Origin of the sequence: Streptomyces chattanoogensis (assembly GCF_001294335.1) — a bacterium.
GTDB lineage: Bacteria > Actinomycetota > Actinomycetes > Streptomycetales > Streptomycetaceae > Streptomyces > Streptomyces chattanoogensis.
In genome coordinates this window covers 84,205-106,536 of record NZ_LGKG01000124.1, presented here as the reverse complement: position 1 = coordinate 106,536, position 22,332 = coordinate 84,205, and the positions used below count along the sequence as shown (strand labels likewise).

The window sequence follows — 22,332 nt, the reverse complement described above, 5'->3', positions numbered from 1 at the left end:
GGAGCACCCAACCTACCCGGCCGTCCTGTGCGGGGGCCGTGAACCGGCCGTGAACCGGCCGTGCTTGACCTCGCCTCCCCGAGCCGAAGCCTGGGATTCTCCATCCGTCCTCGGCTCGTGCGGTGGGCCGGGGACCACGGTGTTTCCTGGTTCCTCCCGTCGAGGGGACGGGGTTGCGCGCGCCGGCTGACTGCTGCCGGGTCTTCGCAGGAAGGCTCGCTCAGCGGACTTCTTCCCAGCGGTGACCAGCACCCGCTCGCACCCGAACACCCGCCGGGGACGATGCGCCTGACCGGGCGTCGGGTAGACGCGGTACCGGAAACGAAGCTGCCTGACCGCCACGCTGTCCGGGTCCACCGGCAACGCCCTCCGAACGGAAACCGGCACCCCGCAGCCGGAGGTCATGCCGCGGCCGCGGCAGGGCCCGTCCGGCTCAGGAGTCGGGAGACCGCAGCACCCGCAGATGGCCGCGCCGGGCGACCTCCATGGGCCGGCCGTCGCGCCCGCCGGCCTGCGCCCCGTCGGTGCCCGCGGCACGTTCCTGCGGCCGGGCGGCTTCGCGTACGGCGTTGGCGAGCGCTTCGAGATCGTCGCCGCTGGGCTGGGCGGGGCCGGCATCGATGGCGAGGCGGACGACCTCCCAGCCACGGGGCGCGGTCAGCCGCTCGGAGTGCTCGGCGCACAGGTCGTAGCAGTGCGGCTCGGCGTAGGTGGCGAGCGGTCCGAGCACGGCGGTCGAATCCGCATAGACGTACGTCAGCGTTGCGACGGCGGGGCGGCCGCACGCAGTGCGCGAACAGCGACGTACAGGGCTCACGACGTTGGACGGTACCGCACTCTTGAGCGGGCCGCGACGACTCTCCCCCCGCTCACCCAACCGTGTCGTCCCGCTTCGTCCGATGCGTCTGACCTGCGCCCGCCCCCGTCGCCCCCACCGCCCCCGAGGGGGAGCGCTGCACGCTGCTGTGACATCGCGCAGCTCCGGGCAGTCCTGGGCGGACGGCGTGCCGCACGGAAACCCGTCACCAGTCGGCGCATTTCATGTCATTCCGCGGGCGATCCGCGATCTCATGGAGGGATGCAAACGAACGGAAGCCGGATCGGACCGGTCACTCGGCGACATGATGCGTCTTGTCGCGCTTCACGGTGCCGCCCGGCCCATGACGGTTACGCTCGATGCTGATGGACAGGCCCGTACCCCCCCGACCGCCGGAGCCCCGGCTCCGGCGCCGCGACCGCCACGGCCGCGGCATGCGCGGCCCGATCGCGCCTCCGCAGGTGCCGCTGTCGGTGAGCCGCGCCGACGCCTTCGTGGATCTGGTCTACGACTCCCGGGACCGCCTGGAGCGGCGCTGGCCGCAGCTCGCGGAGGTCGACTTCATGGTCCTGGAGGTGCCCGGATTCGGCCCCGACTCCTGGCCGGACACGGAGACGGACGCCGAGACTGTGCCGCTGGGCCGGGTGGTGCCGGCCGGCGACGGACATCGCGACCGGATCGTGATCTACCGCAGGCCGGTGGAGATCCGCACCAAGAGCCGCGATGAGCGCGCGCTGCTGGTCCATGAGGTGGTCGTCGAGCAGGTCGCCGAGCTGCTGGGGCTGGCTCCGGAGTCGGTGGACCCGCGGTACGGGCAGGACTAAGGCCGTACCGCGGGTCCGCCGCGGGTCCTGTGTGCGTCAGTCGTTCAGCAGTGACAGGTCCTGGCCTGTCGTCGGGACGACGACCGAGCCCCGGTCGTCGGGCAGGGTCTGCACGGTGAAGGCGGGGATGCCGCCCATCTGCTCCGTCAGCGTGCGGGCGGCGTGGACCGGTCCGCTGCCCGCCTGGGGCTCCACCGTCAGCGCGTAGGAGCCCTTGAGGCCCTGCGGGCGGGGCGGGTCGATGGCGAGGGTGGTGCCGCCCTTGACCGTGTACGTCTTGGACACCGGCGTACCGCCCTCGCTCCCCGCCGACGCGGTGACCTTGACGTGTGCGTCCTTGCCCTTCACGGGCGCGACGAGCGAGAGGGTGCCGCCCTTGGCCCGGTTGTCGGCGACGGTGGCGCGCTTGTCCACGGGGCGGGTCGCCGGGATGAACGCCATCTCCTGGTGCGCGCCCTTGCCCCGGGTCACCCGCAGCGCCGCCGTGACCGGTGCGCCGGAGCCGCCGTCGGCGGGCGTGAGCACCAGCGAACCGGCCTCGCCCTGGGTGAGGGACTTGAGGTCGACCGCCGTGGTCATCCCGCTCTTGACGTGCAGCGTCTCCAGCCCGGCCGGGGTGATCGGACCGGTCGGGGTGGCCAGCTGCACCTTGAGGTCCGCGTCCGCCGCACCGGGCGCCACGGCCACCAGACGGGCGGACGTGGCGTCCTTGGGGATTCCCGGCAGCACCACGGAGGCGGCCGGGTCGGCGGCGGGCGGCAGCCAGTCGCCGCCGAGCCGGGCGTCGGAGACCTGGACGGCGGCGCCGACCCGGCCCTGACGCGCGACGACATGCAGCGCGGCATTGGTCGTCGGGCTGCTGGTCAGGGTGGAGAGCAGCCGGGTGACCGTGGTGCGCGCCGGAACGGTGATGTCCTCGGCCGTGGCGCCGCTCAACGCCCCGTCCTTGCCGCGCAGTTCGAGATCGACCTCGGCGTCGGTGGGGCCGGGGTTGGTCAGATGGACGTAGTCCTGGCGGTCCCGGTCGGTGCTCACACCGGGGAACCAGAACGTGGTGTCCGGCGCGGTGCAGCTCAGCCCGGACAGCCCCCGGCCGCTGCCGGCGGCGACGGAGGTGGTCTGCTGGACGGTCCAGCCGGGGGCGAAGGTGCCGTCCGCGTCGCCCACCAGCGCGGGTGAACCGGCGGCGTCGGTCGTCGCGGTGACCGGCTTCCCGGCCTCCTGGAGGGGCGCCACGGGCTTGGTGTCCCGGGGCGGGACGGTCAGGGTGCCGGAGCCGCCGGCGCCGTCCGTGGCTCCGTCCTTGCCCTTGCCCTTGCCGTCCTTCTTGGACTTGCCGGACGCCTCGTCGCCGCCTGCGCCGTCCTTGACCGTCCCGGCCGGCACCAGCTTCGCGGTGCCCTTCTTGACGTCCGCCCCCTCCGTCGCGCCCTTGGGGGCGAACGAGGTGTACGTGGTGTCGCTGACCTCGGAGGACGACGGGGCGGGGCACAGCAGCGCGGACCTCTGGACGGGCAGCCGGGTGCCGCCCTGGGGCGCCGCCTTCGCCGCGCCGTCCGGGGCGGCGACGACGGCGACACCGGTGACGGCGGCGAGCCCCGCCGCCGCTCCGATCAGGGACATCATCGTGCGCTTCACTGCTGGTCGCTCCCGTCACGGCGCGGCTCGGGGAAGGAGCCGGGGTACCCGGGATGCGGGGCGCCGTCGTCGTAGGGCTGCTGGGGCTGCTGGGGTTGCTGCGGGGCGTAGCCGTACGGGTCGTAGGCGCCCGCCTGGTAGGGGTCCGCCGCGAACGGGTCGGGCGCCTGGTACGGATCGGCCGGGGGGTACGGCGGCTGCTGCGCGTACTGGCCGGGCTGACCGGCCTGCTCCGCCTGGTACGGGTCGGCGGGCGCGTACTGCGGATCGGCGGGCCGACCGGCGTGGTCCTGCTGCCGGGCGTCCGGCCACTGCTCGTAGGGCTGCTGCTGGGGCACCACCGCGTACGGGTCGCCGTCCATGGTCAGCGCGGGGTCGGCCGGTGCCTCCTCGCCGCTCCGCGCCGCCGGGATGCCGGTCTCCGGCGCGGTCTGCTGACCGGCCGCCTCCGCGGCGGCCCGCAGCCTGCGCGCCCGGCGGCCGTCCCCGGTGGCCGCCTGGGCGGCGGCCGCTGCGGCCTCCTCGGGCAGGTCGTCGTCGATCTCCCGGCGGCGGCCCGGCAGCGCCATCACCACCAGGACGACGGCGAGCAGACCCTGCGTCCACAGCCAGACGGTGTGGCCGACGGGGTTCTCGTGGGTGAGGTCGAGCCGCCCGCCGCCCGCAGGCAGCCGGAAACCCTGCGCCCAGCCGTCGACCGTCACGGGCTCGAGCGCCTTGCCGTCGAGCGTGGCCTGCCAGCCCGGGTCGGCGGCGTCCGCGATCCGCAGCACCCGCCCCGCGGGGCCGTCCGGCACCTTGCCGCCGTGCGCCTCGACGGGGCCGGACGGTACCGGGACCGGCGCGGCGGTCTGGCCCGCGGTGGCGCCGTCGGTGGCCCCTCCCGGCACGACGGAGACTCGTGAGACGCGGCGGTCGACGCGCCACAGGGCGCTGCCGTCGTCCTGGCTGAGCCGGGTCAGGCCGGGCGTGGTGTCCAGCACCCGGCCCATCTGCCGCGGTGCGCCGTCGCGGACCAGGACGTAGCGGACGGCGTAGCCGCCGAGCTGGCTGGCCTGGTCGGCACCGGAGCCCGCCACGAGGTTGGCGACGATGCCGCCCAGGCGCTTGTCCTCGCCCGCCGTGACGGCCAGGTCGGCGTCGCCGAGTTGCGCGCCGGCGCCGCGGACGAGCGCGTAGTCCACATGGCCGGTGCTGCCGTCGAGGACCAGCGTGCGGGGCCGGTCGTCGCTGCCGGACTCCTCGGCGACGAACGCCGGGACCTGCGCCGGGTCGCGCCGTTCCAGGGGACCGGCCGCGCCGGTGATCATCCAGCTGACGGCGGCCCAGAGCGGGGCGACGAGGGACGCCAGCGCGATCAGCACGGCGACCGGCTGCTGCCAGCCGAAGCCCAGGGCGGCCATCCGGGTGCGGATGCCCTCGGCGCCGATCGCCGCGGCGCACAGCAGCGCCAGCCCGTAGACCAGCATGGCGGGGCCGGTCCAGCCGGAGGCGTTGCCCAGTGCCGCGCACAGCAGCCCCGCGACGGCCACGACCCAGGCGGTACGGATCGCCGTCTGCCGCTCGCCGCGCAGCGTCGCCGCCAGCGCGGCCAGGACGATGCCGATCAGCAGCAGCCCGCCGACCGCCTTGGGGCCGCCGGGGCTCAGCCCGATCAGGTCCAGTGCGGAGGCCGATCCGGCGCCGTAGTCGAGCCCGGCCTCCTGGAAGAAGCGCGCGGGGGCGGTGAACAGCGACAGCGACCAGGGGGCGAGCACCACGACCGGGACGACGGCCGCGGCCAGGAAGCGCAGCACATAACCGAGCAGCAGCTCACGGCTGCCGTCGACCACGCGCCGTACGAGCAGCCCGATGCCGAGGAGTACGGCGATCGGCCAGACGACCGGGGTGAAGGCCGTGGTGAAAGTGACCAGGAGGGTGTGGGCCCAGGTGGCGCGCCAGCTCGGCCGGGTGCCCGGCGGCAGCCGCAGTCCGCTCGCGGCGACCGCGGCACGGGCCATCAGGGGCAGCAGGATGGCCAGGACGGCGGTGCCCAGCCGGCCGCCCGCGAGTGCGCCGGTGGCCGCGGGCAGGAAGGCGTACGCGATGCTTCCCCAGGCCCGCAGCAGCCGGGAGGTGACCAGCGGGCGGGAGGCGAAGTAGGCGGTGAGCCCGGCGAGCGGGACGGAGCAGACCAGGAGCAGGGTGACGGTGAAGCCGGTGCTGCCGAGGAAGAGCGTGGAGACCAGGGCGAGGACGGCCAGATAGGGCGGCGCGGAGGCGGAGCCGCCGGTGCCGACCGCATGCCAGCTGTCGAGATACGCCGACCACAGGTCGCCGACGCTGCCGGGCGCGGGCAGCATCGCGCCGCCGGTCAGCGCGCCGGTGCCGAGCAGTCCGCGGCAGGCGATCAGCGAGACCAGCAGCAGCACCAGGAAGAGCACCGGACCCGGCTTGCGGGCGATCCGCTTGAGCCGCGCGAACTGCTCGATCTCCAGGAAGTCGGCGTCGTCGCCGCCGGGCCCGGACTCCGCGGCGCCGTGCCGGCCGGCCGAGGCGACATCGGGCGCGGCGCGGCCCGCCAGGTTGCCCGCGATCTGTTCGACGGTGGCGCGCACGGTCGCACCGGGCGGCGGGAACAGGGAGCGCAGCTCGCTCGCGTCCACCTGGGGCCGGCCTCTGCGTTTCCGCGCGGCGAGGATCTTGCCGGGCCGCAGCAGGGTGCCGAAGAGCCCGGCGAGTTCGTCCAGCGCCTGGCCGGGGACCTTGCCGACGAGGTAGGCCAGCACCCGCAGGAAGGTGCCGAGGACCAGCCGCAGCAGGACGTACGGGAGCAGCGCGCCACGGGTGTTGGCGAGCAGGGTGTAGACGGCGCCGGACTTGTCGACGCGGTGCGGGTTGGCGACGAAGCGGCCGACGCAGTCGATGGGGCGGCGTTCGCGGGCGGCGGCCTCGGCGTGCCGCAGGACCGCGTCCGGCGCGATGAGCACCTGGTGGCCGGCCGCCTGGGCGCGCCAGCACAGATCGACGTCGTCGCGCATCAGCGGCAGCCGCCGGTCGAAGCCGCCCAGCTGCTCGTAGACATCGCGGCGGATGAGCATGCCGGCGGTGGAGACGGACAGCACGGGACGGATCTGGTCGTGCTGGCCCTGGTCCTGTTCGCGGCGGTCCAGGCCGGTCCAACGGCGGCCGCTGCGCGCGATGCTGACGCCCGCTTCGAGCAGCTGGCGGCGGTCGTACCAGCTGCGCAGCTTGGGGCCGACGATGACGGCGGAGGGGCTGGCGTCGGCGACCCGCAGCAGTTCGGCCAGCGCATCGGGCGCGGGGGCGCAGTCGTCGTGCAGCAGCCACAGCCACTGGACCGGCTCGCCGTGCGGGAGTTCCGGCATGTCGTAGGCGTCGTCGTGCCAGGTGCGGCTGACCGGATCCCAGCCGCTGGGGCGGTTCAGATAGGCCAGGTCGTCCTGGGTGAGCACGGGGGCCGTGCGGACGGCCTCGTCGACCGCGGTGCCGAATCCGGAGCGGCGGGCGAGATGCAGCACCCGTTCGTCACCGATCGCGTCGGCGAGCAGCCGGGCGGACTCGTCCGCGCTGCCGGTGTCGGCGCCGATGACGTTCTGCACCGGGCGCTCCTGGCCGAGCAGCCCGGCGAGCGCGTCGGGCAGCCAGCGGGCACCGTCGTGGGAGACGATCACGGCGGTGACGACATGCCGGGGGAACTGCGGGGTGTCAGCTGGGTGTGCGGCGGCCTGGGCCGCCGACTGGCTGTGCACGGACATCGAGGTACGGGCCCTCCGGACCCGGGAGTCCGGGGCCCGCGGCGAAGTCGCTCAAGGCCCCCGCCCCCGGAAGACACTGCGACGGACTACGAGGCGACGCGCGCACCCCGCAGGGCGACGGCGCATCTCGGACGGTGCTCCACACTAATGGTTCGCACCGTCGGCCCGGCCTGGTCCGTGCGCAGCTGGGAAAAACAGTCCGCCTCCGGCCGTCTGGGCACCGGAGGCGGAGTGTTCGCTATCGGGGGATATGGGGAGTTGGCGGGGTACGGCGGCGGGCCGTGCGAAGCCGCGCGCCGCGGGCGTTACGGGCTGCCGTGACATCGTCAGACGGCGGCCTTCTTCAGCCGGCGCCGTTCGCGCTCGGACAGACCGCCCCAGATGCCGAAGCGCTCGTCGTTGGCGAGCGCGTATTCAAGGCACTCGGAGCGGACCTCACACGCGAGGCAGACCTTCTTGGCCTCGCGGGTGGAGCCCCCCTTCTCCGGGAAGAAGGATTCGGGGTCGGTCTGGGCGCACAGTGCGCGCTCCTGCCAGCCGAGCTCCTCGTCCGCCTCCTCGACCAGCAATTCCTGGAACAGCTCGGTCATGTGCGCCCCTCGTCTGTCTTTACGTCCCCGTGATCCAGCCGTGATCGTTTTTGGCTGAACGACACGAGTGAAATTACAAGTGTGCTGATCCGGGCCAGTCAAGCCGAGATCTGCTATTGGGCCTCTTATTCACTCTGTGGAACCAAGCGTATGCGGAAAGTGTTCAAATCACCAAAAACCAGGACACTTCCCCGGGCCGGCCGCCCGGTGCTTCCTTCTCGCTACGTGAGACGTGATCCGGCGGCATTCGCGTTGCACCCCGCGCGCCGAAGCGGGGAAGATCACAGACGGATCACAAGACCGCAACGGCGTTTGGATGCGCGGTTGATGGGCGACCTCTCCGGACCAACGAGTGCACAAACCTTTCGCCGGACACCGCAACCGGATGAGGTGAAACATCCACGACAAACCCGGCGTCCGGTTGACATCGCGCCCGGAACCCGGTCTCCTTGGGCGCATGCCAGTGACCCGCGCGCCCCGACTGACCCGTTCCTACGGGTCGCTCTGCGCTGCGCAGGCGCGCTGTCGCTGTTCCAGCTGTTGTAGCCACTGAGCTCCAGCCCTCCCCGCTCGCACCACCCTGCAGAGCCCCCGCGAGCCCGCGCCGTTGCCCCCACAGGGGAAGCCCGCGCCGTGCCGCACCCGCATTCGCGTGTCCCCCCAGCACTTCCGCCGAGGAACCCCGAAACCCCATGAACAGCGACGTCCAGATCGCCGGCGACCCGCTCGCCATCCCCCACCTGCTGCCGCCCGTCCCCGCCCACCCCGCCACCGTCGCGGGCTTCGTGGGCCTGGCCCGTGCCATCGCCGCCGACCGCGACAGCTGGGCCCCGCTCGTCCGCTACGACGCCACCACCCGCTGGTACCACCGGCTGCGCACCGTTCCCCAAGCTCTCGGCTCCGCTCGAGCAGGGGAGGCCCCACTGGGCTACGAGGTGTGGCTGCTGAGCTGGGTGCCCGGCCAGGGCAGCGGCCGGCACGACCACGGACGCTCGTCGGGCGTGCTGACCGTCCTGGAGGGCGAGTTGACCGAGCGCGGCGCCGACGGCCCGCGCACCCTGGGCGCGGGCGCCCAGAGGGTCTTCGCGCCGGGGTACATCCACGAGGTCGTCAACGACTCGCTGGCCCCCGCGGTCAGCCTGCATGTCTACTTCCCCGGACTGACGGAGATGCCGATGCACGGCGCGAACTGCGCCCCCTCGGCCCAGGAGCCCCGGGAGACCGCGGCCCACTGAGCCCCCGGCCCTGCCAGACTGTCGGCATGCGCATTGTGGTTCTGGCCGGCGGTATCGGCGGCGCCCGCTTTCTGCGGGGACTGAAGGCAGCGGTTCCGGACGCGGAGATCACCGTCATCGGGAACACCGGCGACGACATCCATCTGTTCGGGCTGAAGGTGTGTCCCGACCTCGACACCGTGATGTACACGCTCGGCGGCGGCATCAACGAGGACCAGGGCTGGGGCCGGGCGGGCGAAACCTTCCGGGTCAAGGAGGAGTTGGCCGCGTACGGCGTCGGGCCCGAGTGGTTCGGGCTCGGCGACCGGGACTTCGCCACCCATATCGTCCGGACCCAGATGCTGGGCGCCGGCTATCCGCTCAGCGCCGTCACCGAGGCGCTGTGCGCCCGCTGGCAGCCCGGTGTGCGGCTGCTGCCGATGTCCGACGACCGGGTGGAGACCCATGTCGCCATCACAGAGCCTGACAGCGACTCCGCCCCGGGGTCCGGTGAGCGCAAGGCGGTCCACTTCCAGGAGTACTGGGTGCGGCTGCGCGCCTCGGTGCCCGCGCACGCCGTGGTGCCGGTCGGCGCCGACCAGGCCAAGCCCGCGCCCGGGGTGCTGGACGCCATCGCCCAGGCGGAGGTGATCCTCTTCCCGCCGTCCAACCCGGTCGTGAGCATCGGCACCATCCTGGCGGTGCCGGGCATCCGGGAGGCCATCGCGGACGCCGGGGTGCCGGTGGTCGGCCTCTCCCCGATCGTCGGGGACGCGCCCGTGCGCGGAATGGCCGACAAGGTGCTGGAGGCGGTGGGCGTCGAGGCGACGGCCGCGGCGGTCGCGCAGCACTACGGCTCGGGGCTGCTGGACGGCTGGCTGGTGGATTCCGTCGACGCCTCGGCGGTGGCCGAGGTCGAGGCGGCCGGGATCCGCTGCCGCGCGGTACCGCTGATGATGACGGACGTGGACGCCACGGCCGCGATGGTGCGTGAGGCGCTGGCGCTGGCCGAGGAGGTACGGGCGTGACCGCCCCCGAGGCACCCGCGTACCGGGTGTGGGCGCTGCCGGGGATCCCGGAGGTGCGGCCCGGCGACGACCTCGTCAAGCTGATCGCGGCGGCGGTCTCGGGCGGCCCCCGACTGGCCGACGGGGACGTCCTGTTGGTGACCTCGAAGATCGTCAGCAAGGCGGAGGGCCGGGTGGTCGAGGCCACCGACCGCGAGGCGGCGATCGACCGGGAGACCGTGCGGGTGGTGGCGCGCCGCGGGACGCTGCGGATCGTGCAGAACCGGCAGGGCCTGGTGATGGCGGCGGCCGGGGTCGATGCCTCCAACACCCCCTCGGGGACGGTGCTGTTGCTGCCGGAGGACCCGGACGCCTCCGCCCGCGCCCTGCGGGCCGGGATCCGCGAGACGCTCGGCGTCGAGGTCGGCGTCGTCATCAGCGACACGTTCGGGCGGCCCTGGCGCAACGGCCTCACCGACGTCGCCATCGGGGCGGCCGGGGTGCGCGTACTGGACGACCTGCGCGGCGGCACCGACAGCCACGGCAATCCGCTCAATGTGACGGTGGTGGCCACCGCCGACGAACTGGCCGCCGCCGGGGACCTGGTGAAGGGCAAGGCCGCCGGGCTGCCGGTCGCCGTGCTGCGCGGGCTCGGCCATGTCGTCGAGGAGGCGGGCGAGGACGGCGGCGGGGCGCGGGCGATGGTGCGTGACCCCGCGGACGACATGTTCCGGCTGGGCACCTCGGAGGCCGTGCGGGAGGCGGTGACGGCGCGGCGTACGGTCCGCGCCTTCACGGACGACCCGGTGGACGGCGGGGCGGTGCGCCGCGCGGTGGCCGCGGCGCTGACCGCGCCCGCCCCGCACCACACCACACCGTGGCGGTTCGTGCTGCTGGAGTCGGCTCGGTCCCGGACGCGCCTGCTGGACGCGATGCGGGACGCCTGGATCGGGGATCTCCGGGGCGACGGCGCCTCGGAGGAGTCCATCGCCAGGCGGGTCCGGCGCGGCGATGTGCTGCGCAATGCGCCGTATCTGGCGGTGCCGTGCATGGTGACCACCGGCTCGCACACGTATCCGGACGCGCGGCGCAGTGCGGCGGAACGGGAGATGTTCGTCGTCGCGCACGGCGCCGGGATCCAGAACTTCCTGGTGGCGCTGGCGGGCGAGCGGCTGGGCTCGGCCTGGATCTCGTCGACGATGTTCTGCCGGGATGTCGTACGGGAGGTACTGGGACTGCCCGGCGACTGGGAGCCCATGGGGGCGGTGGCCATCGGGCGGCCGGCCGGGGCGCCGAAGGAGCGGCCCGCCCGGGACGGCGCAGACTTCGTCGTAGTGCGCTGAGCCCCCCCCGCAGAAGGGAACAGCCCGGTCACAGACGCGCGATGTCCCCCACCGGGAACCTGGGTGCCCGTCGCGGCGGGGTGATGCCGGACAGCAGGATCAGACGGGCCGCGCGGTGCCGCTGCCCCTCGTAGGGGGCGAGGAGTTCGAGCATCTGCTCGTCGGTGGTGCCGCGCCGCCCCGTCAGGGCATAGCCGATGATCTTCGGCAGATGGAGGTCGCCGACGGTGAGGGCGTCCGGGGCGCCGAGGGTGCGCTGCAGCGTCTCGGCGGCGGTCCAGGGGCCGATGCCCGGGACGGCCGTCAGACGGCGGGTGGCGGCGGCGAGGTCCATCCCCGCGGCCTCCTCCATGCGGCGGGCGGCCCGTACGGCGCGCAGGATGGCCGACGACCGCTTGGCGTCGACCCCGGCGCGGTGCCACTCCCAGGAGGGGATCAGGGCCCAGCCGCGGGCGTCCGGCATCACCCGCATCCGCTCCCAGGGGCCGGGGGCCGGCTCGCCGTGCCGCTGGAGAAGGAGCCGCCAGGCGCGGTAGGCCTCGTCGGCGGTGACCTTCTGCTCCAGGACCGAGGGGATCAGCGACTCCAGGACCAGACCGGTGCGGGCGAGCCGGACGCCGGGGTGGCGGCGGCGCGCCTCGTGGACGATGCGGTGCCGGGCGGTGAGGCGGTCCGGTTCATCGGACTCCCCCAGCAGCTCGGGCAGCCGGTCCAGCAGCCAGTCGGCGCCGGGGCCCCACGCCTCGGCCTCGACGGTGCCGGCGGCCGGGCGGGCGGCGATCCGCAGCGTGCCGGGGCCCTCGGGCGTACGGCAGGCCCGCCACACCTCGTCGCCGCGCAGCGCGAAGGCGGGGTCGCCGGGGCCGCGTTGCAGTACGCACAGGGTGCGGTGCAGGTCGTACGGGCCGGGCGGGACCCAGCTGCGGGCGGGCATGCCGCCAGGTTAGGCGATGGGGGTGACAGCGGCGGGCCCTGCCGGCCGGCGGTCCTACTGGTCCCCGGCGGCCCCTACTGGTCCGAGGAGAAGCGCACCGCCCCGGCCGGGATCTCGGCGCCGCACCAGATGCGGATGCCGTCGCGCAGCTCGTTGTCCGGGCCCACCACGGCGCCGTCGCCGATGACCGCGCCGTCGAGGACCGTCCGGGCGCCGATGCGCGCCCCGGCGCCGATCAGGGAGTCGCGGATCCTGGCGCCCGGTTCGATCACCGCGCCCTCGAGGACGGCGCTGCCGTCGATGCGGGTGCCGGCGCCGACGACGGCGCGCGGGCCGACGACGGTGCCGCCGGTGAGCTTGGCGTCCGGGGCGACCTCGGCGCTCTCCAGGACGAGGCGGTCGCCGCAGCGGCCGGGCACGGCCGGGGACGGGGCGCGGCCCAGGACCAGGTCGGCGGAGCCGCGGACGAAGGCCTGCGGGGTGCCGAGGTCGAGCCAGTAGGTGGAGTCGACCATGCCCTGGAGGTGGGCGCCGGCGGCGAGCAGTCCGGGGAAGGTCTCGCGTTCGACGGAGACCGGGCGGCCGGTGGGGATGGTGTCGATGACGGAGCGGTTGAAGACGTAGGCGCCCGCGTTGATCTGGTCGGTGACGATCTCCTCGGGGGTCTGCGGCTTCTCCAGGAAGGCGGTGACCCGGCCGGTGCCGTCGGTGGGGACCAGGCCGAAGGCGCGGGGGTCCTCGACCCGGGTGAGGTGGAGGGAGACGTCCGCCCCGGAGGTGCGGTGGGTGGCCACCAGGGCCTTGATGTCGAGGCCGGTGAGGATGTCGCCGTTGAAGATCAGCACCGGGTCGCCGGGGGCCGAGTGCAGCCGTCCGGCGACGTTGCGGATGGCGCCGCCGGTGCCCAGGGGCTCGTCCTCGGTGACGTACTCCAGGTGCAGGCCGAGTTCCGACCCGTCGCCGAAGTGCGGTTCGAAGACCTCGGCGAGATAGGAGGTGGCCATGACGATGTGGGTCACGCCCGCGGCGCGGGCCCGCGCCAGCTGGTGGGTGAGAAAGGGCACGCCGGCCGCCGGGACCATGGGCTTGGGCGTGTGCGCCGTCAGCGGGCGCAGTCTGGTGCCCTTGCCGCCGACCAGGAGGATCGCTTCAGTCACCTTGTCGTCTCTGCTTCCTGCTGGGGTCGGCGAACGGCCGACCAGTGTAGGCAGACAGGTTTCGCGGCCGTGCTCAGTGGGACGTGTGGGGGTACGTGTGGCGGTACGGATGTGTGCACGGCTGTGGCCGGTAGGACGTGGTGTACGCGGCGGCGGTTCATTGGTGGCACAACCGGACGGTACCGGAAGGTAACCGGCGGACCCCGGTCAGCGCCCCTGGAGTTTGGCCGCGGCGGTGCGGGTGTCGGCGAGCCGGTCGTAGAGACGGTCGCCGGGGCAGGCGGACTTGTAGCCGTCCCGGTGGCCGGAAATGACGTTCAGTTGGGCGACTTCGCCCTTTTTGAAGAGGTTGCTGCCGGCGGAGGTCAGCCGCACCGTGGCGCGCGGATCGCCGCCGCTCAGGCCGAGCTTCCAGGCCGTCAGGGCGGCGATGCCCTCGAGGGAGGCCTTCGCGGGGTCGTCGTCGGTGAAGGTGCCCAGGACGGCGATGCCGGTGGTGTCGTTGTTGAAGCCGAGGGTGTGGGCGCCCATGACCGCCTTGGTGACGCCGCCCGCACGTCCTTCGTAGATGACGCCGCATTTGTCGACGAGGAAGTTGTAGCCGATGTCCCGCCAGCCGCTGCTCTTGACGTGGTAGCGGTAGATGGCGCGGATCGCCGAAGGGGCCTCGGCGCAGGTGTAGTTGTTGCCGGTCGCGGTGTGGTGGACGAAGGCGGCCTGGACGGGGCCGGTGAAGGTGGGGTCGGTGGGCTCGCGCAGTGTCTCGTCGGCGCCCCAGCCGGCCCGGGTGACGATCCGCGGGCGGGGGCCGATGTAGGGCGTGCCGGCGGTGCTCCTGGCCCCGGCCGCCTGCATTTCCGCATGGGCCTGGGCCCGTGCCTCGGACCGGCCGAGCGGCGAGAGTTCGGCGGACGGTCCGGGCCGCGGCGCCGCTCCCGGGTCGACGAGTTCCAGCCGCAGCCCGCCCGGGAAGGGGGCCGGGGCCCGGTCGCTGGCCTCCGGGGCGATGCGCAGCTGTACGGCGTCGGAGGCGCCGACCCACAGGGGCGCGGTGCTGCCCCGTACCCCGCTGCGGCGGCGTTCGGCCGACTCCGTGTCGGGCAGGTCGTCGTTGTCGGTCTGCACGTTCTGCCAGCCGGACCAGACGGCGGAGCCGGTGGCGCGGGTGCGGACCTGGACCTGGCCGTGGAGCCGGACGGCGGGGTCGTCCCAGACGACGCCCAGCAGTGAGAACGGGCGCACCTCGCGGACCGGCATGACCCGGGTGCCGGGTACCGGCGCGGATTCGGGCTCGCCGGCGCGTGAGGCGGCCGTGCCGAGGTCGTTGAGCGGGACGGACTGGGTGCTGCCGGATGCGTCATCGGCGGGGTCGGGGGCGGCGCCCGCCGGAGTCGGCAGCGGCAGGGCGAGCACGGCCGCGGTCAGGGCGCCGAGGGACGCGGTGCGGAAAGAAGGGCGAAAAGGGCGCATGTACACCATCGTCGGCATGCCCAGGCGCCCGGCGCCATCGCGGATCTGACGGGGCATCGGCCGAACGGCGGGCGGGCGCATCGGCCGAACCGGTGGCCGGACCGCCCGCGCCCGACCGGCCGTCAGCCGCCCCCGCACGTACCCTGTCGCGATGAACGCCACCAAGTACGCCCCCGCCGACCTGCTGCGTTCCGCGCTCGCCGCGGATCCGGCCCGCCCGCTGGTGACCTTCTACGACGACGCCACCGGCGAGCGCGTGGAACTGTCCGTCGCCACCTTCGCCAATTGGGTGGCGAAGACCGCCAACTACCTCCAGGGCGATCTGGCCGCCGGGCCCGGCGACCGGCTCGCGCTGCTGCTGCCCGCCCACTGGCAGACCGCCGTCTGGCTGCTGGCCTGTTCCTCGGTCGGCGTGGTCGCGGAGGTGGGCGGAGATCCGGCCGCGGCCGATCTCGTCGTCAGCGGTCCGGACTCCCTGGAGGCGGCGCGCGCCTGTCCCGGGGAGCGGGTGGCGCTGGCGCTGCGCCCGATGGGCGGCCGCTTCCCGCAGCCGCCGGCGGGCTTCGCGGACTATGCCGTCGAGGTGCCGGGCCAGGGCGACCGGTTCGCGCCGTTCGTGCCGGTGGACCCGGGTGCGGTGGCGCTGGCCGTCGGCGGCGAGGAGCTGACCGGCACGGCGATCGGCGAGCGGGCGCTGGCCGACGCGGCGGCGGCCGGGATGCCCGAGGCGCCGCGGGTGCTGTCCGGGCTGCCGTACGACACCTGGCAGGGCCTGTCGTACGGGCTCTACGCGCCGCTGGCGACCGGGGGCTCCGTGGTGCTCTGCCCCCGTCCGGAGCTGATGGACGCGGACGGGGCGGCCGCCCGCGAGGCCGCCGAGAAGATCACCTTCAGGGCGCCGCTCCCCCTCTCCTGACGCCGCCCTCCCCCGTCCGGCGGAACGGGCCGCGCGCAGGGCGGGCCGGTCCGTCCGATGTGGTCCAGGATTTTGCGTACGTACACCGGGATTTCGTCTCCGGACAATCAGGCGCGGGACCCGTCCGCCGCACCGCCGGCCGGGCACCGCGCGCGGGCGCGACGCCGACTCCGTGAGGGAGGGACGCACACGTGACCGAGCACCCCGAGACACCGTCCGGCGGCCGGGGCCCCGCCGAGGGCACCGGCCGGGCGGGCGGGGGGCCCGGTCGGCGGGCGGCGCGCATAGTGAGGTTCCCCGGCTGGAGCGCGCGTCCGCTGCGGTCGGGCACCGCGGGCGACGGCCCCGGCCCGCCGCGTACCCCGCCCTCGCCGCTGCACTGGATGCGCCGGGCCGCGCTGGGGACCGCCGCCGCGGTGCTGTTCACGGCCGGCGCCGGCTGGGGCCTGTACTCCAAGCTCAGCGGCAATATCCACTTCGACAGCGACACCCAGAACGAGCTGGAGAAGTACGAGTCCGAACGGCCCGATCCGGGGCCGCCGAACGCCGAGAACATCCTGCTGATCGGCTCCGACACCCGCGGCGGCGGCAACAAGGAGTACGGCACCGACAGCGGCACCCAGCGCTCGGACACCACGATCCTGCTGCACCTGGCGGCGGACCGGCACAGCGCCACCGCGGTCAGCATCCCGCGGGACCTGATGGTGCAGGTGCCGCACTGCAAGCGTTCCGACGGCAGGGAGATCGCCGAGCAGACGGCGCAGTTCAACTGGGCGTTCCAGTTCGCGGGCGCGGCCTGCTCGATCCGTACGGTCGAGAAGATGACCGGGATCCGGATCACCCACCACATGATCATCGATTTCGTCGGGTTCAAGAAGATGGTGGACGCGGTGGACGGCGTGGAGGTGTGCCTGCGCCGGCCCGTCAACGACGAGAAGGCGCATCTGGTGCTGCCCGCCGGCCGGCAGACCCTCCACGGAGAGGCCGCACTGGGTTTTGTCCGGGCCAGGAAAAGCCTGGGTAACGGCAGTGACACGCAGCGTATGGAACGCCAGCAGGAGTTTCTTGGCGCGCTCGTGAAGAAAGTGCAAAGCAACGGTGTGCTGCTCAATCCGACGCGGCTGTATCCGGTGCTGGATGCCGCGACGAGTTCTCTGACCACCGACGCGGATCTTGCGTCGCTCACCGGTCTGTACGAATTGGTGCGCAGCATGCGCAGCATTCCGACCGGCCGTGTGCAGTTCCTGACGGTGCCGCGCCAGGAGTACCGCTACGACCCCAATCGCGATGAGCTGGTGCAGCCCGGTGCCGGCCGTCTCTTCGGTGAGCTGCGCAAGGACCGCCCGGTGGCGGTGGTGACCCCGGCGAAGGAGTCCGAGGAGTCCGCCGCCGGCTCGGACGGGAAACCCGATGAGGCACCCGAGCCGCGCCCCGGTTCGACCCCGGCCTTTCCCGGGACCACGGCGGAACGCAGGGCCTGCGAATAAAGATGCCGCAAAGGAACACCCGGCGTCTCGAATGGATTGGGCGGATTGCCCGGGTGTAGGGAAGTGGAATTTGTCACCGGCGTCGCCCGGCACGGAACCGGGCGGATAGTGTGAGCGACCCGGTCCGCCTCAGCAGCGGGCCGATGACCATGTTCATCTGTTTCACCACCATTTGCACGATCGACCGACCGAGCGCCTTGAGGGGGAGGCGCCGCGCCACCGACGGAGGATTCAGGGCACCGTGGACGCGCAAGGCCGTGGGCGGGCGGGCGACGACAACGTCGACCCCGCCGATCAGTGGGTGTTCGACCCGGACACCGGCAATTACGAGCTGCGGCTTGACCCTCCCGGTCAAGCCGGTGACCGGCCCTCCGCCCGTAAGACCTCCGGCCCCAGACGTGCCCGGAGAAATCCGGCGGAGCGCGGCGGCGACACCGACACCCGGCCGCTGCCGACGCAGCGCGACCGGCGCGGCGACGCGCGGGACGATGCGGGCGGGCGGCCCGCCGGCGGCCGGGCGGAGCGCCGCGCCGCCGCCCGGGGGACGACGACCGCGACGGCGTCGGGCCCCGCGGGCCGCCGCCGGTCCAAGCCGAAGAAGTCCGGCAAGAAGAAGGCGCTGTACTGGACGTCCGGTGTGCTGGGGTTCGTCCTGGTGGCCGCCGCGACCACCGCGTACGTCATCTACCAGCAGCTGGACGGCAACATCAAGAAGGTCGATGTCGGCGTCGACAACGACGCGGTCACCGACGGTCCGGTCAACCTCCTCATCATCGGCACGGACTCGCGCGCGGGTAAGGGCAACGCGGGCTACGGCGACGTCGGCAGCGTCGGGCACGCGGACACCACGATCCTGATGCACATCTCCAAGGACCGGACGAACGCGACCGCGCTGAGCATCCCGCGCGACCTGATCACCGACATCCCCGACTGCCCGACGAAGCAGGAGGACGGCTCGCGGAAGATCATCCGCGGCGAGCAGCAGGTGCGTTTCAACACCAGCCTCGGCCAGGAGGGACGGGACCCGGGCTGCACCTGGCGAACTGTCCAGAAGCTGACCGGGCTGAAGATCAGCCACTTCATGATGGCCGACTTCAACGCGGTCAAGGAGCTGTCCGAAGCGGTGGACGGCGTCGAGGTGTGCGCGGCCAAGGACATCGACGACCCCAAGTCGCATCTGAAGCTGAAGGCCGGCCGGCACGTCGTCAAGGGCGAGCAGGCGCTGGCGTTCGTCCGTACCCGGCACGCCATCGGATTCGGCAGCGACCTGGACCGGATCAAGATGCAGCAGCAGTTCATGGGCTCGCTGATCCGCAAGCTGAAGTCCAGCGCGTTCAGCAGTCCGACCCAGCTGCTGACGGTCGCCAGTGCGGCGACCAAGGCGCTGACCGTGGACACCGGTATCGGCACCGCGAAGAAGCTGATGGCCTTCGGTGACGATCTCAAGCAGGTGAACCTCAACAAGATCACCTTCGCGACGGTGCCGGTGCTGGACAACCCCAAGGACCCGGCCACGGTGATACTCAACAAGACCGCGGCCGACCCGCTGTTCCGGATGGTGCAGGCCGACCACGCCCTGGCCAAGGGCAAGAAGTCCAAGGGCAGGAAGGCGCCGGTCAAGAAGGCCCCGCCGGAGCTCGTACGGGTCGATGTCAGCAACGGCGGCGGGCCGTTCGGCGCGGCCCAGGAGACCGTGGACTGGCTGCAGAACACCAAGGCCGCCCGGCTGTCCACCAACGCGGGCAACGCCCCGCGGAAGGTGGCCAGAACCGTGCTCGAGTACGCGCCCAACCAGGCCGACCAGGCCGCCACGCTGGCCGACTGGATGGGGCTGCCCAAGAGCGCGCTGAAGAAGTCGTCGCAGGACGCGGGCGACCGCGTACCGATGAAGCTGGTCCTCGGCAAGGATTTCAAGGCGGCGGGCACGCCGATCGACGCACCGACCGAAACCCCGGACGGTGTCCAGAACGTCAATGCAGATGACAAGAACATCTGCGCGAAGTGATGTGAACGGAATCCGGCGCCCCTGAGGGCGCCGGGCCCACCACAGAACTGAACAACGGGGAGAGGGCCCAATGCGGCAGAGCAGTGTGCGTGGTGAGCGATCACCCGGGCAGCAGACCGGAGCACAGCGGCTGGGATTCGACGACAGCCTCTACGCGGACGACGAGGTCGCGCTCCCGCCGGACGCACCCGGCTGGACGCCGGACGGTGACGGCGCGGCGACGCCCGCACCCGACGACGGCGGCTCCGGCACAGGGGGCGGGCGCCGCCGCAGACAGGCCGGCAAGGGCGGCAAGGGCCGCAAGGCGCTCCGCTGGACCGCGCTCGGCCTCGGCTTCGTTCTGGTCGCCGGGGCGGGCGCCGGTTACTGGTACTACGAGCACCTCAACGCCAACCTGCGGACGGCGCCCAGGAGCGCGGGCGAGGGCGGCCTGAAGAAGCCGGAGCCCAACGCGTTCGGGCAGACCCCGATGAACATCCTGCTGCTGGGCTCCGACGGCCGTAACAGCAAGGAGAACATCAGGCTGGGCGGCGCCCGCCAGGACGCGGACCGCAAACCGCTGGCCGATGTCCAGATGCTGCTGCACGTCTCCGCGGACCGCAGCAACATGTCGGTGATATCCATCCCCCGGGACACCCGGGTGACGATCCCCAAATGCACCGACCCCAAGACGCACGAGAACTATCCGCAGACCACCGCCGCCATCAACCAGTCGCTCCAGCACGGCGGTCCGGGCTGCACCCTCGCCACCTGGCAGGAGCTGACCGGCATCTACATCGACCACTTCATGATGGTCGACTTCTCCGGCGTGGTGGACATGGCGGACGCCATCGGGGGTGTCCCGGTCTGCGTCGACAACAACGTCTACTCGCACGACAGCAGGGGCCACGGCAGCGGCCTGAAGCTCACCAAGGGCACCCACCCCGTCAAGGGCGTCCAGGCGCTGCAGTGGCTGCGCACCCGCTACGGCTTCGAGGACAACACCGACATCGGCCGGGCCAAGGCCCAGCACATGTACATGAATTCGATGGTCCGCCAGCTGAAGAAGGGCGCCAAGCTCACCAACCCCGGCGAGCTGACCGACCTGGCCGAGGCCGCGACCAAGGCGCTGACCGTCGACGACGGGCTCGACACCGTCAAGAAGCTCTACGACCTCGGCGGGGACCTCAACCGGGTGCCCACCAAGCGCATCACGATGGTCACCATGCCCTGGGTGTACGGCCCCGGCGAGGCGTATGTGCTGCCCAAGCCTGGCGATGCGGAGCAGACCTTCGCGATGATGCGCAATGACACCGCGCTGGACGGCAAGGGTGCCAAGAAGAAGCCGGCTCCCGACCCCAAGCCGTCAACTCCCAAGGGCCGGCTGAAAGTTGTCGTCCAGAACGGCACCAACAGCACGGTGACGGGCCCGGTCTCCGGCCGCGCCTCCGACATCCAGCAGCGGCTCGCCCAGCTCGGCTACACCGCCGCCGGCACCGACTCCGCGCTCACCACCCAGGCCGACACCACCATCACGTACAAGGACAAGGCCCAGCGCGGCGACGCCCTGGCGCTGGCGAAGGCGCTCGGACTGTCCAAGAGCGCGGTGAAGGAGTCCAGCACGGCCACGGAGATGCGGCTGGTGGTCGGCAACGACTGGCGTACCGGGACGGAGTTCCCGAAGGAGCCGGGGTCCGCAGACAAGCCGGCGGACAAGGCACCGGACAGTGCGGATGCACTCAATGGCGAGGACAAGAAGGCGTGCATGAAGGTGAATCCCTCTTACACGTTCTGAGGTCTCTCCGCACGTTGTTGTCCGCGGCGCCGTTTCGCCTCCGGCGGGGTGGGGGTTGGCCGTTGTGGTCGGGCTTTGCGTAGGGGTGGGGTGCGGGGGCTCTCCTCCGGTACTCCGTCCGTGCGGAGCGCCCCCTCCCGTCCGTGGTCGGCCTGCGGCCGGGGGGGAGGGGAGGTACAAACGGGACGCCCGCTTACCCTCCCTTCACCGGCACACGCCCGCGACCGGCCCCACAGCCTCCCCCGATCCCGCCGAAGGCGGGGCCGGAACAACGGAACCGACTACGACGCGGCACCCGGCAGCGTGGGGGGAATCCGGCTGGCGATCACCCGGCGCGCCAGCGACCGCGGGCTCGTGAGGAAGCCGTAGCCCCACGACATGTGCATCGTGGCGAGCGCGAGGGGGATCTGGGCGCGGGCCTTGAGGGAGAGGCCCTTGCCGGCCGGGAGGGAGCCCGCCGTGATGGCCGCCAGGTAGCCGGCGGGGACGACGAAGCCCCAGGGGGTGACGGCGGCGCCGACCACGAGGCCGGCCGCGATGGCGCACACCGCGGTCGGCGGGGCGAGGTAGCGCAGGTTGATCGAACCCGCGTGGTAGCGCGCGACGACGTGCCGCCACTTGCCGTAGTCCTTGTACTGCTTGGCCAGCGCCTTGAGGTTCGGCCGCGGCCGGTAGCGGACCTTCAGCTCCGGTGAGAACCAGATCTGCCCGCCCGCCTCGCGGATGCGGAAGTTCAGCTCCCAGTCCTGTGCGCGGATGAACTCCTCGTTGTAGCCGCCCTGTTGCTCCAGCGCCTCGCGCCGGAACACCCCGAGGAAGACGGTCTCGGCGGGCCCGGCCTCGCCGCCCGTGTGGAAGGCCGCGTTGCCCACGCCGATCTTGGAGGTCATCGCGGCGGCCACCGCGTCCTCCCAGGCGTTCTCGCCCTCGGCGTGCATGATGCCGCCGACGTTCTGCGCGCCGGTCTCCTCCAGGAGGCGGACGGCGGTGGCGATGTAGCCGGGCGAGAGCATGCCGTGGCCGTCGACCCGGACGACGACCGGGTGCCGGGACGCCTTGATCGCGGCGTTGAGCGCGGCGGGGGTACGGCCCGTCGGGTTCGGCACGGTGTGTACCCGTGCGTCCTCCTTGACCAGCTCGGCGGCGATCTCGTCCGTACGGTCCGTGGACGGGCCGAGGGCGATCACCACCTCCATCTCGCCGGCGTACTCCTGCTCCAGGATGTGCCGGACGGAATTGCGCAGGTGACGTTCCTCATTGAGCACCGGCATGATCACGGAGACGGCCGGGGGCTGCTGCTGCGGCATGATTCCTCGGGGGTACGGCCCGCGGCGAGCCGCCATGGGCGGCAGCGCCCGCCGGGAGACTGCGGTATCGCGACTCACGTTACCGCGAACG

17 protein-coding genes are annotated in these 22,332 nt (G+C 72.9%); 8 read left to right on the top strand and 9 right to left on the bottom strand.

All coding sequences use genetic code 11. The features are described from left to right. Positions 1 to 12: 12 nt before the first annotated feature. The gene (locus tag ADL29_RS46590) at positions 13 to 405 is read right to left on the bottom strand and encodes a helix-turn-helix domain-containing protein (RefSeq protein ID WP_107094981.1); all 393 of its coding nucleotides are present in this window, start codon (positions 403 to 405) and stop codon (positions 13 to 15) included. A 28-nt stretch (positions 406 to 433) separates the two neighbouring features. After that, a complete protein-coding gene (locus tag ADL29_RS15280) occupies positions 434 to 877 on the bottom strand; it encodes a DUF3499 domain-containing protein (protein ID WP_078971017.1) in 444 nt (147 codons plus the stop codon). Between the two features lie 305 nt (positions 878 to 1,182). Here ADL29_RS15280 and ADL29_RS15275 point away from each other — a divergent pair, with 305 nt between their 5' ends. After that, complete coding sequence (locus ADL29_RS15275; protein WP_211274322.1) at positions 1,183 to 1,641, top strand: metallopeptidase family protein; 459 nt, start codon at positions 1,183 to 1,185, stop codon at positions 1,639 to 1,641. 36 nt (positions 1,642 to 1,677) lie between these two features. On the opposite strand, the gene ADL29_RS15270 is transcribed toward ADL29_RS15275, so the two are convergent. From ADL29_RS15270 to ADL29_RS15260, 3 genes are all read right to left on the bottom strand, one after another. Then, a complete protein-coding gene (locus tag ADL29_RS15270; protein WP_053924199.1) occupies positions 1,678 to 3,279 on the bottom strand; it encodes a DUF5719 family protein in 1,602 nt (533 codons plus the stop codon). Then, positions 3,276 to 7,037, bottom strand: coding sequence for a glycosyltransferase family 2 protein (locus tag ADL29_RS15265; protein ID WP_053924198.1), 3,762 nt, complete (start codon positions 7,035 to 7,037; stop codon positions 3,276 to 3,278). The genes ADL29_RS15270 and ADL29_RS15265 overlap by 4 nt, the downstream gene beginning before the upstream one ends. A 326-nt stretch (positions 7,038 to 7,363) precedes the next feature. After that, positions 7,364 to 7,627, bottom strand: a complete 264-nt coding sequence (locus tag ADL29_RS15260; protein WP_003983763.1) for a WhiB family transcriptional regulator — start codon at positions 7,625 to 7,627, stop codon at positions 7,364 to 7,366. A 692-nt stretch (positions 7,628 to 8,319) separates the two neighbouring features. Between ADL29_RS15260 and ADL29_RS15255 the strand changes: the two genes are divergently transcribed. Genes ADL29_RS15255 through ADL29_RS15245 form a run of 3 tightly spaced genes read left to right on the top strand, consistent with a single transcriptional unit; the run spans position 8,320 to position 11,191 of the window. After that, a complete protein-coding gene (locus ADL29_RS15255) occupies positions 8,320 to 8,862 on the top strand; it encodes a cysteine dioxygenase (RefSeq protein ID WP_053924197.1) in 543 nt (180 codons plus the stop codon). 26 nt (positions 8,863 to 8,888) lie between these two features. Continuing rightward, positions 8,889 to 9,869 carry a 2-phospho-L-lactate transferase gene (gene cofD, locus ADL29_RS15250; RefSeq protein ID WP_053924196.1) on the top strand — a complete coding sequence of 327 codons (981 nt, stop codon included), beginning with the start codon at positions 8,889 to 8,891 and terminating at the stop codon, positions 9,867 to 9,869. Further along, positions 9,866 to 11,191 (top strand): coenzyme F420-0:L-glutamate ligase, encoded by a 1,326-nt coding sequence (locus tag ADL29_RS15245; RefSeq protein WP_053924195.1) that lies wholly within the window; start codon positions 9,866 to 9,868, stop codon positions 11,189 to 11,191. The genes cofD and ADL29_RS15245 overlap by 4 nt, the downstream gene beginning before the upstream one ends. Positions 11,192 to 11,219: 28 nt before the next feature. Here ADL29_RS15245 and ADL29_RS15240 read toward each other — a convergent pair whose 3' ends face one another. The 3 genes from ADL29_RS15240 to ADL29_RS15230 all read right to left on the bottom strand — a co-directional run bounded on the left by ADL29_RS15240 (position 11,220) and on the right by ADL29_RS15230 (position 14,752). Beyond that, positions 11,220 to 12,125: a DNA-3-methyladenine glycosylase family protein gene (locus ADL29_RS15240; RefSeq protein ID WP_046927739.1), complete on the bottom strand. Its 906-nt coding sequence runs from the start codon at positions 12,123 to 12,125 to the stop codon at positions 11,220 to 11,222. A 74-nt stretch (positions 12,126 to 12,199) separates the two neighbouring features. Next, entirely contained in the window at positions 12,200 to 13,282 is a 1,083-nt protein-coding gene (manB, locus tag ADL29_RS15235; RefSeq protein WP_053924194.1) for a mannose-1-phosphate guanylyltransferase, read from the bottom strand. Positions 13,283 to 13,489: 207 nt separating this feature from the next. Further along, positions 13,490 to 14,752, bottom strand: coding sequence for a peptidoglycan recognition protein family protein (locus ADL29_RS15230; RefSeq protein ID WP_046931167.1), 1,263 nt, complete (start codon positions 14,750 to 14,752; stop codon positions 13,490 to 13,492). Positions 14,753 to 14,903: 151 nt separating this feature from the next. Here ADL29_RS15230 and ADL29_RS15225 point away from each other — a divergent pair, with 151 nt between their 5' ends. From ADL29_RS15225 to ADL29_RS15210, 4 genes are all read left to right on the top strand, one after another. Next, positions 14,904 to 15,668 (top strand): TIGR03089 family protein, encoded by a 765-nt coding sequence (locus ADL29_RS15225; RefSeq protein ID WP_053924193.1) that lies wholly within the window; start codon positions 14,904 to 14,906, stop codon positions 15,666 to 15,668. Positions 15,669 to 15,859: 191 nt separating this feature from the next. After that, entirely contained in the window at positions 15,860 to 17,155 is a 1,296-nt protein-coding gene (locus ADL29_RS15220) for an LCP family protein (RefSeq protein WP_053924192.1), read from the top strand. A 241-nt stretch (positions 17,156 to 17,396) separates the two neighbouring features. Next, the gene (locus ADL29_RS15215) at positions 17,397 to 19,160 is read left to right on the top strand and encodes an LCP family protein (RefSeq protein ID WP_053924191.1); all 1,764 of its coding nucleotides are present in this window, start codon (positions 17,397 to 17,399) and stop codon (positions 19,158 to 19,160) included. 70 nt (positions 19,161 to 19,230) lie between these two features. Beyond that, positions 19,231 to 20,934 carry an LCP family protein gene (locus ADL29_RS15210; RefSeq protein WP_053924190.1) on the top strand — a complete coding sequence of 568 codons (1,704 nt, stop codon included), beginning with the start codon at positions 19,231 to 19,233 and terminating at the stop codon, positions 20,932 to 20,934. 281 nt (positions 20,935 to 21,215) lie between these two features. Here the strand turns inward: ADL29_RS15210 and ADL29_RS15205 are convergent, their stop codons facing one another. Next, the gene (locus ADL29_RS15205; RefSeq protein ID WP_053924189.1) at positions 21,216 to 22,241 is read right to left on the bottom strand and encodes a glycosyltransferase family 2 protein; all 1,026 of its coding nucleotides are present in this window, start codon (positions 22,239 to 22,241) and stop codon (positions 21,216 to 21,218) included. Between the last annotated feature and the right edge of the window lie 91 nt (positions 22,242 to 22,332).

What these genes read in the sequence shown, in the direction of transcription:
- ADL29_RS46590 (WP_107094981.1), bottom strand. Translation starts at nt 405, where the DNA reads ATGACCTCCGGCTGCGGGGTGCCGGTTTCCGTTCGGAGGGCGTTGCCG.
- ADL29_RS15275 (WP_211274322.1), top strand. Translation starts at nt 1,183, where the DNA reads ATGGACAGGCCCGTACCCCCCCGACCGCCGGAGCCCCGGCTCCGGCGC.
- ADL29_RS15265 (WP_053924198.1), bottom strand. Translation starts at nt 7,037, where the DNA reads ATGTCCGTGCACAGCCAGTCGGCGGCCCAGGCCGCCGCACACCCAGCT.
- ADL29_RS15260 (WP_003983763.1), bottom strand. Translation starts at nt 7,627, where the DNA reads ATGACCGAGCTGTTCCAGGAATTGCTGGTCGAGGAGGCGGACGAGGAG.
- ADL29_RS15255 (WP_053924197.1), top strand. Translation starts at nt 8,320, where the DNA reads ATGAACAGCGACGTCCAGATCGCCGGCGACCCGCTCGCCATCCCCCAC.
- cofD (WP_053924196.1), top strand. Translation starts at nt 8,889, where the DNA reads ATGCGCATTGTGGTTCTGGCCGGCGGTATCGGCGGCGCCCGCTTTCTG.
- ADL29_RS15240 (WP_046927739.1), bottom strand. Translation starts at nt 12,125, where the DNA reads ATGCCCGCCCGCAGCTGGGTCCCGCCCGGCCCGTACGACCTGCACCGC.
- ADL29_RS15230 (WP_046931167.1), bottom strand. Translation starts at nt 14,752, where the DNA reads ATGCGCCCTTTTCGCCCTTCTTTCCGCACCGCGTCCCTCGGCGCCCTG.
- ADL29_RS15225 (WP_053924193.1), top strand. Translation starts at nt 14,904, where the DNA reads ATGAACGCCACCAAGTACGCCCCCGCCGACCTGCTGCGTTCCGCGCTC.
- ADL29_RS15210 (WP_053924190.1), top strand. Translation starts at nt 19,231, where the DNA reads ATGCGGCAGAGCAGTGTGCGTGGTGAGCGATCACCCGGGCAGCAGACC.
- ADL29_RS15205 (WP_053924189.1), bottom strand. Translation starts at nt 22,241, where the DNA reads ATGCCGCAGCAGCAGCCCCCGGCCGTCTCCGTGATCATGCCGGTGCTC.